Here is a 12,082-nt window from a genome sequence, read left to right as displayed (position 1 = left end):
GAGGGCATCTGACCCTTGGGCAGTGTTCATCCTGAAAGGGCAGGGTCACGCGTCTGGCGTGGGTGGGTGAGACCGTGCTCGTGCTGCTGGTGGGGACATGTTTGGTGTGAAGATCGTCGGTTGGCGCGCGGTCTCGGGCTGGTTGAGGGCCATCAACGCCCGGATGACGCGGGTGGCCCACTTCCTCGCGACGGGGGGGGGCTGACTACACCACGCGGGAGGGGATAGCCCCACCACCGATCCGGTTGATCGCCCCATCGCTCCGGTGCACCCGGTGCGGGCATCGTGGAATGACACCACAAGCCTGGACGATCAAGGAAAACCACATGCTCAAGCACAAGCGCGCGCTGAGCGGCGCTCTCACACTGGCCGTGGCGATAGGTGTCGTGGGGGGCGTGCTACCGGCCACTGCCACCGCGGCAACCGCCGCGGAATCCGCCGTGGGGAAGTCCGCGCATCATGCCGACGACGCGCGGCTGCGCGCCCTGCTGCACCGCCTGACCACGGTCGACGGCGCGCCCGGAGCGCTGGCCGAGGTGCGGGACCGGCACCGCAGCACGGTGCTGACCAGTGGGGTCGCGGACATCGAGAGCCGCGCGCCGGTGCCCTGCGACAGCAGGTTCCGGATCGGCAGCATGACCAAGATGTTCACCGCGACGATGATGCTGCAGCTGGTGGGAGAGCGGCACGTTGATCTGGACGCGCCGGTGGAGCGCTACCTGCCCGGCGTCGTGCACGGCCATGGCAACGACGGGCGGAAGATCACTGTCCGGCAGATGCTCCAGCACACCAGCGGGCTGCCCGACTTCCTCTCCTACCTCAAGCCGCAGGATGTCGTCCAGGACCCGATGGCCCACCACGACCCCCGTGATCTGGTTGAGCTGGCGCTCGCCCACCCGCCGACGTTCAAGCCGGGCACCGACTGGAAGTACTCCAACACCGGTTACATACTGGCTGGGATGATCATCGAGAAGGTGACCGGCCGCTCGTACGGCCAGGAGCTGCAGCGGCGCATCGTGAAGCCGTTGCATCTTCGAGGGACGTCCTTCCCGGGTGACGGCCCGGCGATCCCTGGCCCGCACGCGCGCGGCTACGTGCGGCCGGGCCCAAACGCACCGCTCCTGGACATCACCGCGATCAACCCCACGGTCGGCGGCACGGCTGGCGGGATCATTTCCAGCGGCGCCGACGTCAACCGGTTCCTGGGCGCGCTGCTGGGCGGCAAGCTGCTGCCCCCGGCCCAGCTCAAGGAGATGATGACGACCCGCCCGACCGGCAGCTCCGACGGCCGCGCGTACGGCCTCGGCCTGGAGAGCATGCCGCTGCCCGGCGGCGGCCTCTACTGGGGACACACCGGCGACTTCCTCGGCTACGAGACGGCCGCCGGCGCCACCGTCGACGGCAGGCAGGCCACGGTCATGGTGAACCTCGGTCCGGGCAGCTCGAACGCCCAGAGCAACGACATCCAGGCCGCCATCGAAACAGCACTCTCCTAGGCAGTGTCTGCAAAAGGTCACTGCTGGTGGCTGACGTGTCACGGTTGGGATTCCCGCTTCGAGCGCGCCGAGGTCGACGCCCGAGCGTGAACAACTCGCGGTCGCGGAGCGGGGGCTGCGACGCTTGTACGAGCAGAGGCCGAGGCTGGGCAGGATGCCGGGACACGGCAGACGTCGGCGGCGGTGGCGGCCTCCACGACGGGCAGGACCTTGGTCGGCGTCGTGTTACGGGGTGTCCGATGCCGTTGAGGTGCGCTGGAGGGCGACGACGGCGGCGTCGTCGCCCAGGCTGCCACCGCTGTGGGCGAGCAGGTCGTCCTTCAACCGCCGTACCAAAGTCTCGGCGTCGCCACCGGCCAAGGTGGTGAGCCGCTCGGCCAGCGGATAGAAGACTCCCGCCGCGTTCCGCGCCTCGATGACACCGTCCGTGTACAGGAGGAGCACGTCGTCGCCCTCCAAGGGAAAGGTGTCGGCCCGGTAGTCCGAGGCGGCGAACGCGCCCAGCCCCAGTGGGGTCTCCGGGTGATCGGTCATCAGTGGCGTGACCTGTCGGCCGTGCACCAGCAGGGGTGGTGGGTGACCGCAGTTGACGAGGCGGACCACGGCCTGGTCGTCGGGGATCTCCACAACGGCGGCGGTGATGAAGTCCTCCTCGCTGCCCCGGTCGGTCTCGGTGAGCTCGACCAGGTCCCGGCTGACGCTCTGCTCCAGATACCGGGTGAGCGCGGACAGGTCGGCGTGCTGGTGTGCCGCTTCCCGGAAGGCGCCCAGCAGCAGAGCCGCGTCACTGACCGAGCTGAGCCCCTTCCCCCGCACATCACCGATGATCACCCGGGTCCGCCCTTCCGTGCGGGCAGCGGCAAACAGGTCACCGCCGACCTGCGCTTCGGCTTCGGCCGCCAGATAGACCGAAGCTACACGCAGCGGCCCCAGACGCGGAGGCAGCGGACGCAGCAACACCCGCTGCACGGCCTCGGAGACCGAACGCACCTGGGTCATCTCCCGCTGCTGCCGCTCACGCAAGGCGACAAACACAGCGATCACCGCAGTGACAACCAGCAGCGCGAGAATCTGCATCTGATGGTTGAGGGTCAGCCATCCGCGCCGGGTTACTCCGATCGTGAGCTGCGCTGCCGAGGCGACGGCTCCCACCGATGCCACGAGCCAGGGCCCGCCGATGGCGGCCGTGACAGCCGGCGCCGCCACCAGCAAAGGCCCGAGGTGCACGTCAGGCGGGGCCAGGATGTCCACCACCGTGACAACGGCGATCAGCCCGAGCGGAAGCGCCAGCAACACACGGCGCGGCTGCCACGGCCGCCCCGCAACCCGAACACGCTCTCCAGAAAGCACCGTCCCTGTATAACCCGCAGCCACTCCAGCTCCCTGCCCCCACACCGACGGTGCAGCAGGCGCTGGGGCGGGCGAGTCAGATGGCGTCTTCCGGTCCATGCATGCAAGACACACCTGTGCGAGACGGAGCAATGACCGAGCCAAAGGGCGCAGGGCTACCTGCCCCCAGCCCGGCAACCAACCGACCGATGAGCACCGGATCCCCGCGCATCAGCCGCTCAATGGCCCGAGTCTCAAAAAGGCCCCCCGGAGGAGGAAGACGACGCAGTTCAGTCATCGCACAACCCTGATCACCCGGACAGCCGTCACGCTTGACCACAGCCGCCTCCGCACAAACCAAGGGCCGGCCAAACTGCCTGGTCCTGCGATACGTCTGTTCAGGCGACAGGCGGCCATCCATCGCCCTCCGTGGCACGGCGCATGATCTCAACGACATATACCCCGGATCGTGCGTGATGGGCAGCACCTCGCCCGCACCAGCCGGGCGACACCGTCGTAGTCCCTTGCCTCAACCAAGGAACGCATCCGCGCCACCTCGTCCTGCCTCACCACGCGCCGCGCAGCATCAGCCCCCGCGCCCCCGGGCCACCGTCTGGAGCCCCTCCTCCACGACACTTCACGGGTGCATCATCGGAGCGTCTTGCGTGGTCGGCCGTTGAGTTCGGCGGCGACGGCGTCCAGGTGCTCGCGGGTATGGGCCGAGAGGTGTGCCCTTGGGGAAGTACTGGCGCAGCAGGCCATTGGTGTCCTCGTTCGAGCCGCGCTGCCAGGGGCCGATGGGGTCGCAGAAGTAGACCGGGATGTGGGTGGCGACGGTGAAGGAGCCGTGGGCGGCCCTCTCGATGTCCTGATCCCAGGTGAGTGAGCGGGTCAGGTGGGCAGGCAGGCCCTGGACGGTTTCCGTCAGGGCGTCGCGCATGTGTTCCGCGGCGCGGCCGTTCGGGAGGTGGACCAGCATCACGTAGCGGGTGGCGCGCTCGGCCAGCGTGCCTATCATTGAGCCGCCGTCCTGGCCGATGATCAGATCGCCTTCTTCGTGGCCGGCGACCGCCCGGTCTCAGCCTCGGCGGGGCGCTCGCTGATCACGACCATCGGGTGGACAAACGGGTTTGGCGCTGCTGGGCCTGACGGTGTGGTTTGCGACGGGTGCGTCCGGTGCGCAGGGCGCGGGCCAGTTCGCGGCGGAGTTCGCCGCGCCCCTGGACATAGCGGGCCTGGACATAGCGGGCCTGGTAGGCCGCCTCGTGGACCACGTGCATCTCCGGCCGCTCACGGAAGTCCGCCCGCAGAGCCTGACAGATCTGCTCGGGGCTCCACCGTAGGTCCACGCGGTGCTGGATGAAGTCCCGCAGGACAGGGGTGCGTCCGCTCTGCTCGGGCCTGGGCCGGGGCTGGCGGGTATCCGCCCGAGCCTGGGCGGCATAGGGACGGTACTGGCCGTTGTCCGGGTGCCGGTTGCGGCGGATCTCGCGGCTGACCGTGGACGGACTGCGGTCCAGTTCTGCCGCGATGGCGCGGATCGTGGCCTTGTCCCGCCGCCGGTCGGCCATGTGCATGCGGTCGGCCTCGCACCGGTACCGGGACGGGCCGGAAGGCGGTACCACCGTATTGACCCGGTGGTACCGCCTTCCGCCCCCCGGAGGAATGACGGCTGTTTCGCCAGCGCTTGCCCGTGCGGAGGTTGATGCCGACGGTCCGGCCGGCCCCCGCAAAGCTGGTTCCTTGATCCACAAGCCGAAAGCATTCCTCCCGCTCGTGGATCAAGGAGCCTGCCCTCGACGCTTCCGTTCCCTTCCGCTTCGAACGTCCATCGCACCCTTGAACTGGGGCGTTGCGACGACCACTAGAAACCAAGGTCAGGGCGGGGCGCATCGTTCGGTCATTCAGTGGCGCTCAGTCATGGCCTACCGACGAAGGACGTCGGACAGGCCCCTTCCTCTCTCGCACGGCCGCCTAGCTACGTGACGACGTGGCTGCCCGGCCGCTGCGCCGGTCACCTCTTCAGGTCGATCCACCACTCGTCGTTCTCGTCCAGCCAGCAGGAGTAGCCGGCGTACTCCTTGCCCGGTCCGGAGATGGCCGCACCGATCTTCTTGCACATCTCAAGGGTGCCGACCTTGTAGGTGTCGTAGTTGTCGTTGGCCGCCTGCGTCGTCACGGACGAGGCGGTCACCTGCGACACCGCCGTCGCGGCCGTGGCCGCGGTGGTGCCGAGACCGGCGAAGGCCGCAACTCCGGCCAGAACAACTGCCGCCTTCGTGAACTTTCTGCGCACGCAAGTCTCCTCAATGGCGCGGAACACGCACCTGTTACTGAACGGGGGCCGAGGAGGCCCCCTTCTCTCCGTTACGCCGGAGTGAGATGCCGGTACTGCCCAGCGAGTTCACGGGCCGTCGCACCCGTGACCGAACTGTGATCTTCTGAGGCAGCCCGTCAGCAGTACGGCGGACGCCGGTCAACGCAGATCTGTGGGGACCTTCTCGTCCTCCTGGAGTTCGCCGGCCTGCTCGGCCTTGGCGTACACCTCTTCGATGTGCCCGGGGAAGGCGCCTCGCTTGTCGACTTCGCGTCCGGTGGGCTCGGCCCACTCGCGGACGCAGCTCGCGCGGGAGCGCCCGCTGTCCGCTCGGCGCCTTTGACGGTCGATCCGATCTCCAGCAGCTTGAGGCGGAGTGCGTGTTCCGCCTCCGTCGCCGCCTTTGCCTTCTCCTCGTAGTCCTGGGCGAGATCGTTCAGCTCCTCCTCGTCCTCCGACGGAAGTTCGATCTCCCCCTCGAAGGTCTGGTTCACCGGGCACGGCATCATCCAGCTACATCGCATCGTCACCGACAAGGGCGCCTGCTACCGCTCCGGCGACTTCGCCCGCACCATCTGACGCCGAACTCGGCACCAGAAGCCCCCCCCGGCCACGGAAAGTAGAGCGGTGCCAGCGGATCCTGACCAAAAAGCTTCTGTACACCCGCGAGTTCAGCAACGAGGCCGACCGCACGGGCCGCGATCGACGTCTGGACAGCCGCTCCAACTACCACCGGCCGCGCAGTCGTAGGAACCCATCTCACCCCGTAGCCAGGGTCCCAGTTGCGGCCTGGTCACCGGATCGGTGGCACCGGAGACCTCCCAGTCGTCGGCCCAGCCGATGATGTGGCCCGGCCGGTCGCCGCAGCGGCTGACAACACGTCCGCCCGCTGCCGCTCCGGGGAGGTTGTGGCCGCCTTCATGCGGGACAGCCGCCGCGACCCCGACCAGGCACTTCCCACACCCGTACCAGGGCCGTTCGACCACATCCATGTCCATACCGCGCACTGCTTCTCGTATCGGGCCAGGAAGAGTACGGAGATATGGCGGCCACACCCAGAAGGATCTTGGTCAGCCGTCAGCCGGGCTCAGCCGCACCTGACGGCTAGGATTGTCCCCGTTGGTATCCACCGACCTCCGTTAGGACAACCCCCAGCCTATCCGGACTGCTACAGGCACCAGCCTGATGCGGTGGTCATCCCCTCCGGGATGACCACGGTGGCTGGAGCACCAGCGGGGTGTTCAGCAAGCGGTCATGGCCGGTTCGTCTCCCTGGCTCCGCGCGTCCTGCCAGGCGCCCGATCAGGGGTCGTAGCGCCTGGTCACCACCATCGTCGTACCTGCGAGAGCCGTGTCCACTGGCACCTCGGCCCGCTCAGCGAGCAGTAGTGGCTTCTCGTCCACGGACTTCAGCAGGTGGGCGATCTCGTCGGCGCTCGGTGCAACCGGAAGAGCAGAGCCGATCACGAGGCTACCCGTCGCATGGGGTGGTCTCCGTACTGTTCATCGGAATCGGCGTGTACAGCGGCTACGGAAGGCGTTTGAACCTCGACGGACCGCTCTGTCTGCAGGGGAAGAGTGAGCGTCAGCAGAAGCACTGCCTGGAGGGATGTCTCTCCTCGAGCGCAGGTAGTGCGAGGCCAGTCGGTTTGCGGCGTACGGGACCTGCTGGGCTCGCCGCTCGCGCGAAGATGCCTTGTGGAGGCGGCGAAATGTGTCTGTCACGGCTGCGGCGGGCGAGGGAGTTCAGTCCGAAGTACCGTTGCGCCCGGTGAGGGTCAGCGTTGTCGCCACCGTCCAAGCGCCACCACAGCAGTGCCGCCACGGCGCCGCCCGCTCCCAGAAAGACACCGGTGAGCTGCGACGTGCGCCAGAGGGTCCGCACCCGCGACCACTCAGCGGTGCGCACATCGCCCTCGCGCCTGCGGCCACTGGTCTCCGTCCCGGATATGGCCGTGCGCTGCGCAGCCTCACACACGGCGGCGTAGGACAGACCGCCTCGGCAAGGGCCTCTTCGCCGGGCGTTTTGACCAGCGAGACACCGGGCTGTCGCACCGTCGTCGTCTCGGCAACGGTGGCGGCTTGCACCGCCAGGCGCCGGGCGGCGCGCCGGTCGAATAGGCGCCGGACAGTCTTGACACCTCCCCCGAGCGCCGAGCCGCCGAAGACCAGCAAACCTGCCAGCAGGACGTAATCGTTGACCGTGTTCGCGGGCGTGCCCCTCCCAGTCCGCGTTGTAGAGGTCGCCCTTCCACGGTCCGTACGACACGACCCAGCCGGTCTCCCAGTCGCTCAGATCCGGGTCCCGGTCCGGGCGGCACTTGAAGGGGCCCTTGCGCACTCTGCCGCTGTCGGGGTCTTTCCAGGTTACGGTGCAGTTCCCCTGCTGGTCTTCGGTGAGCACGGTCAGGTCTATCTCGGGGCCCGGTCCGCCGCAAGGACCCGGCGATCCCGAGGCCTACCAGCACCGCACCGAGCAGCGCGATCCATCGGAAGACCGGCCGTCGCCTGCGGGGCGGCTCGGTACGGGGGCGCGCATCCAACACCTCGATGCGCGAGGGCTGCGGCTGCGTCGGCGGGCCGCCGCAGCAGACCGGAGGCTTCCGCGACCCGCGTGTCCCCCGTCCGTCTGCGTCGTGTTCGGGTCGGCTGTACCCATACCAGCGTCTCGCCGTCCGGCTGCGCGGTCGCTCCGCCTCGACCCGGGTCACCGCACCACCACAGCCTCCGGCAGGCCCGGGGGCGGCCAGCTGGTAGCGCTGCCGCACGGCAACCGCCGTCAGCGCCGGCAGTTCACCGGAGACCGGATCCCGTACCACCAGACATGGCGACCAGAGACCAGGAGGTATGCCCATGGTGGCGCAGGCAACCCACGGCCCGGCCGACAGCGCTCCTCGCATCCGGCGGGCCAGGAAGACACTCCCCGCGCCGATCGCCAGGAGGACGAACCCGCCACCGAGCGCCCACATGGCCACCTTGGAAGCCCAGTCGACCTTCGGCGGCATCAGCGACCGGCCCGACCGCCAGCCCCACCACACAGGCTCCCAGCCCGAGCCACCCCCACGCTCGCCGTCGATATGGTCTCAGCGCCGATTCGGTCCCGCCGAACGCGATGGCGGAAGCTGGTTCGGTCACGGCTCCCTGCCCCCTCATGGTCATGGATCTCCTGGTGTCCTGGGGCACCGATGATGATGTGTTTCCTCGGTGCCCCTGCGACTCTCGCCCTCGCATCGCCGTGGGAGCACACGTTGTGCCGCTAGGCTCAAACCGCCTGGTCCGGCCGGGGCGGCCCTTCTCCGGGCCGCCCCGGCCGGTCCGTGGCGCATTCCGGAACCCGGAGAGATGGCTGGCGATGTGCCGTAATTGCTCCGGTCTCAGTGGGTTCTGCGGAAGTGGTCAGCCCAGTGAGCGGTATCCGGTGAAGGCGGTGGAGACGGTGGTGATTTTCTCCGGGCCGTCTGCGGTGTGGTTGGCGAAGAGGCGCAGTTGGCCGTTGCCGGGTGTGGTGGCCCAGAGGTCGAGCTTGCCGTTGTTGTCGGCGTCGGGTGCGGCGGTGAATTCGGGCACGGTGTCTGTTCCCCAGTTCCAGCCGATGCGGGTGCGGTGCTCGGGGTTTCCGATGCCGATGCCGTCGGGCTGGCCGCCGTCGTAGATGTAGAGGTTGCCGCCAGAGGTCTCGTTTCTGACCAGGAGGTCGACACGGCCGTCGCCGTTGAAGTCGCCGGGGGCGGCGAGGGTGACGCTGTCTGCTCCGGTGTCTCCGATGAGCACGGGCTCTCGCACCGTATCGAGGTAGCCGTCGCCGCTGCCGTAGTACAGCCAGATGTTGGTGCCGTCGTTGACGACGAGGTCGGGGTTGCTGTCGGTGTCGGGTTCACCGTCGCCGTCCAGGTCGAGGGCGCCGTCCATGTCGCCGATGGCGAGGATCTGTTTGGCACCGTCTTTCCAGTGGTTGTTGGCCGGGTCCTGGACGGTCAGTTCGCTGCGCTGGTAGTCGCCGGTGCGGCAGGCGGTGCAGGCGAAGCCGAAGCCGTTGTTGGGGTGCGCCCACAGCCGGTGCTCGCCGTCGGGGCCGTCGGGGCGGACGGCGATGAGATCCTCGTAGCCGTCGCCGGTCCAGTCGCCGCGGTGGGTGATCTGCGCATCGCTCCACGTGGTGTCGGAGGCGGCGCGTGCGTGGTCTTCGACGGTGCCGTCACCTTGGCCTTGCCAGCGGTGGAGCGTGCCGCCCTTGTCGATGCCCCACAGGTCGGCGTTGCCGTCGCCGTTGATGTCACCTGGTTTGTCGGGCTTGGCCAGGCTGTTGGCGTAGAAGAGGTAGGTGCGGGTGTCGGAGCGGTTGCCTGCCTTGTCGATGCTGCGCACGTACAGGTGCTGCGGGCCGGCCCAGGTGGGGGTGAGCTTGGCGGTGGCGTCGGCTCCGGTCGAGGGGGCGTCCACCTTGACGGGGTCGGGCTTGGAGTCGGTCCAGTGCTCGTAGGCGGTCACGTCGTCCACGCCGCCCGCCGAGAAGGTGAAAGACCCTTCGGAGCGCACCTCGCCGGTGGCGGCGGGCCACCCGTCGTCTCCGTCCGGGAAGTGCGGGGAGCTGACGCCGGGTGGGGTGCTGGGACGGTCGGGGTCGAAGACGAAGCGGCAGCCCGGGTCGCCCTTGGCTGTGTTCCAGGCGGAGTATGCCTTGCCGTCGTAGGCACGGACCTTCCAGGAGAAGTTGCCGTTCGCGACGTCCAGGTAGGGCTTCAGGTCGGCCCGGGTGACCTTGGCGCGGGCGACGGTTCCGGATGGTACGGAGACCGTTTTGTCGATGATCAGACCGCCGTCGTCCTCGTAGCGGTGGCCGGTGGGCCACAGGTGGAAGATTGCTTTGACTGTGCCGCCGTCGCGGTCTTTGACCTTGGCACCCAGGGAGAAGTCGGTGTTGCCGATGGCGCCGTGGGGATCTGTGTCGCCGCATCCGTCGCTGTTGCGGGTGCTGACGGGGGAGGTGTCCAGTCCGGAGGGGGTGTTGGGTCGGGTGTTGTAGGTGGTGGACAGCACGGCGGATTTGGCGGCGAACTTCTTCCACCCGTAGACGGACGACTCGTTGGTGGCTTTCAGGCCGAGCGTGATGGTGTTCCAGTGCTTGGCCGCCGCGTCCTTGGCCGCCTTGGTCGTGTCGAAGGCGAGGTTTCCTGCGGGGCAGTCGCTGCCCCAGCCTTTGGCGTCGGTGACGGTATCGAGCGTCTCGCGCTTGGTGGGCTGCTTGTTCCAGGTCGTGCCGGGTCCGATGGGGGCGGTGCGCCACAGCTCGATCTTCCGCTTCGAACAGGACCAGGACCAGGTGTTCTTGATACGAAAGATGGACTTGGAGACGATTTTGTCGGTGCTCCACAGGTTCTTGGTGTTCATACGGAAGTAGGAGCGGCCCAGCCCGTTGGTGTAGTTCTCGTATCCGGCCCGGGCGGTGGTGGTGCCGCCGTTGAAGCCGGAGCCGTTGTAGTAAGAGGAGTTGGGGTACTTCTTGTAGGCGATGGTCCACGAGTAGCGTGAGCCGGAGACGCTCGGGTCGAGGTAGACGGGGTACGTCGTCTCCGGGCCGGCCAGTACATCGGCGTCCGGGGTCAGAAAGAGGGTGTCCCCGTCAACGGCCACGTCCATGGTGGCGTCGCGCGCTCCGGGCTGGGGCTGCGACTCCTCGTCCGAGACGGCTTGGCTCTCGGCAGTGCCGTCGCTCCGGGTGGTCGGTCCCGCGCTGCGGGCAAGGGTGGGGGTTGCGTCGGTGATGTCGGTGCTGCTGTCCCACATGCGCGGAGTGGGAGCGGTGAAGACCTCCTGGCCGGCCGGGTTGTGGGCGCGCAGGTTGCCGTGCTGATCGGCGTCCACCTTCAGTCCTTGGGCTGCGAGCTTGAAGTCGATCTTTTGCAGCTCGGGGTTCTGTGCGGCTTCCTTGTTCTTGACCTTCAGCAGCTGGCCGAAGCCGGTGTTGTGGGCCCGCAGGGTGAGATCGACGCCCTTGAGAACTTCCGGGTAGGTGACGGAGTCGCCGTTCACCTGGGGTGTGGGCAGCGCGCCGTCAGGCCAGGTGAGCGACAGGGAACGGCCGTCCCGGAGCACGGTTGCCAGCGGGCCGTCGCCGCCGCCCGAGAATCTCATGCTGGTCTCGGTGGCTGCCGGGGAGTAGGTGCCGTCCTTATTCTTCTCCAGCCCCGTGTCGATGTCCACCAGGGCACCGTCACGCTGGACCGACTGCGGGAGGGCGTAGGTGTCCTGGGTGAAGTCGCCTTCGGGATTGGCGAACACCTTGGTGTACTCGGTGCGCTTCGAACGCAGCTCGACCGGCTCGCCACTGTTTGCCGCCTGGGCGAGGGCCCGAGTCTCCTCCGGCGTATGCCGGGGGCCCGACGCCTTCCCGCCCGGCGCAGCGGAGCCGGACGCCGACGCCGCGGCTGCCGGGGAGGCGCCCAGTAGCGACGCCAACAGGGTGACGGCCAGCGCCGTGCCCAGGCCGCCGGAGCGCCTACTGAAGCATCTACGGCGGCGCCTGCGACTTTCTCTCATCACTGTTCCTTTTCCATGCCTTCACGTGAACCGGGTATGCCCGTCGGGCCATGGAGAACCGGCCACACCAAGAGATTCGACGCGAAATCAAGGATCACTGATCCCCCGACCCCCAAAGCGCGGTGAGCCCCCGCGGAGCGCTGCCCGGCGTTCATGCACTTCAAACACGGTCAGCGCAAGCCCCAGACACGCGTAAGCGGACATACGGGACGCGCGTCGACATTCGATCTTGCGGAGGTGTGCCTTCCGTTTTCCGCCGTATAACGAGTAAGTAAAGCCCGGTACTTGCCTCTGGAAACAAAGAATTCCCCGTGTCTACGGTCTCCTCTGTTTTGTGCTTGTGAAGGCGTGCGGGGGGCTTGTGAAGGGGTGGGGCGGGATGAGGCACGGTCGTGGCAGACGCC

The 12,082-nt window shown here is 68.0% G+C and carries 6 protein-coding genes and 1 pseudogene; 1 reads left to right on the top strand and 6 read right to left on the bottom strand.

Translation table 11 applies throughout. The features are described from left to right. The first annotated feature begins 326 nt into the window (after nucleotides 1–326). The gene (locus JW613_RS30555) at nucleotides 327–1,496 is read left to right on the top strand and encodes a serine hydrolase domain-containing protein (RefSeq protein ID WP_209214119.1); all 1,170 of its coding nucleotides are present in this window, start codon (nucleotides 327–329) and stop codon (nucleotides 1,494–1,496) included. Between the two features lie 225 nt (nucleotides 1,497–1,721). On the opposite strand, the gene JW613_RS30550 is transcribed toward JW613_RS30555, so the two are convergent. From JW613_RS30550 to JW613_RS30525, 6 genes and pseudogenes are all read right to left on the bottom strand, one after another. After that, complete coding sequence (locus JW613_RS30550; protein WP_245226562.1) at nucleotides 1,722–2,786, bottom strand: PP2C family protein-serine/threonine phosphatase; 1,065 nt, start codon at nucleotides 2,784–2,786, stop codon at nucleotides 1,722–1,724. A 687-nt stretch (nucleotides 2,787–3,473) separates the two neighbouring features. Further along, nucleotides 3,474–4,657 (bottom strand): annotated as a pseudogene (locus JW613_RS30545) (IS30 family transposase). A gap of 182 nt (nucleotides 4,658–4,839) precedes the next feature. Beyond that, complete coding sequence (locus JW613_RS30540; protein ID WP_209214117.1) at nucleotides 4,840–5,121, bottom strand: hypothetical protein; 282 nt, start codon at nucleotides 5,119–5,121, stop codon at nucleotides 4,840–4,842. A 158-nt stretch (nucleotides 5,122–5,279) separates the two neighbouring features. Continuing rightward, the gene (locus tag JW613_RS30535) at nucleotides 5,280–5,636 is read right to left on the bottom strand and encodes a hypothetical protein (RefSeq protein WP_245226550.1); all 357 of its coding nucleotides are present in this window, start codon (nucleotides 5,634–5,636) and stop codon (nucleotides 5,280–5,282) included. Nucleotides 5,637–6,443: 807 nt separating this feature from the next. After that, a complete protein-coding gene (locus JW613_RS30530) occupies nucleotides 6,444–6,608 on the bottom strand; it encodes a hypothetical protein (RefSeq protein WP_209214115.1) in 165 nt (54 codons plus the stop codon). A 1,929-nt stretch (nucleotides 6,609–8,537) separates the two neighbouring features. Then, the gene (locus tag JW613_RS30525) at nucleotides 8,538–11,597 is read right to left on the bottom strand and encodes an FG-GAP repeat domain-containing protein (protein ID WP_209214114.1); all 3,060 of its coding nucleotides are present in this window, start codon (nucleotides 11,595–11,597) and stop codon (nucleotides 8,538–8,540) included. Nucleotides 11,598–12,082: the final 485 nt, after the last annotated feature.

The sequence above is a fragment of the Streptomyces smyrnaeus genome (assembly GCF_017676345.1).
Lineage (GTDB): Bacteria > Actinomycetota > Actinomycetes > Streptomycetales > Streptomycetaceae > Streptomyces > Streptomyces smyrnaeus.
This window is presented reverse-complemented; position numbering and strand designations above follow the sequence as displayed.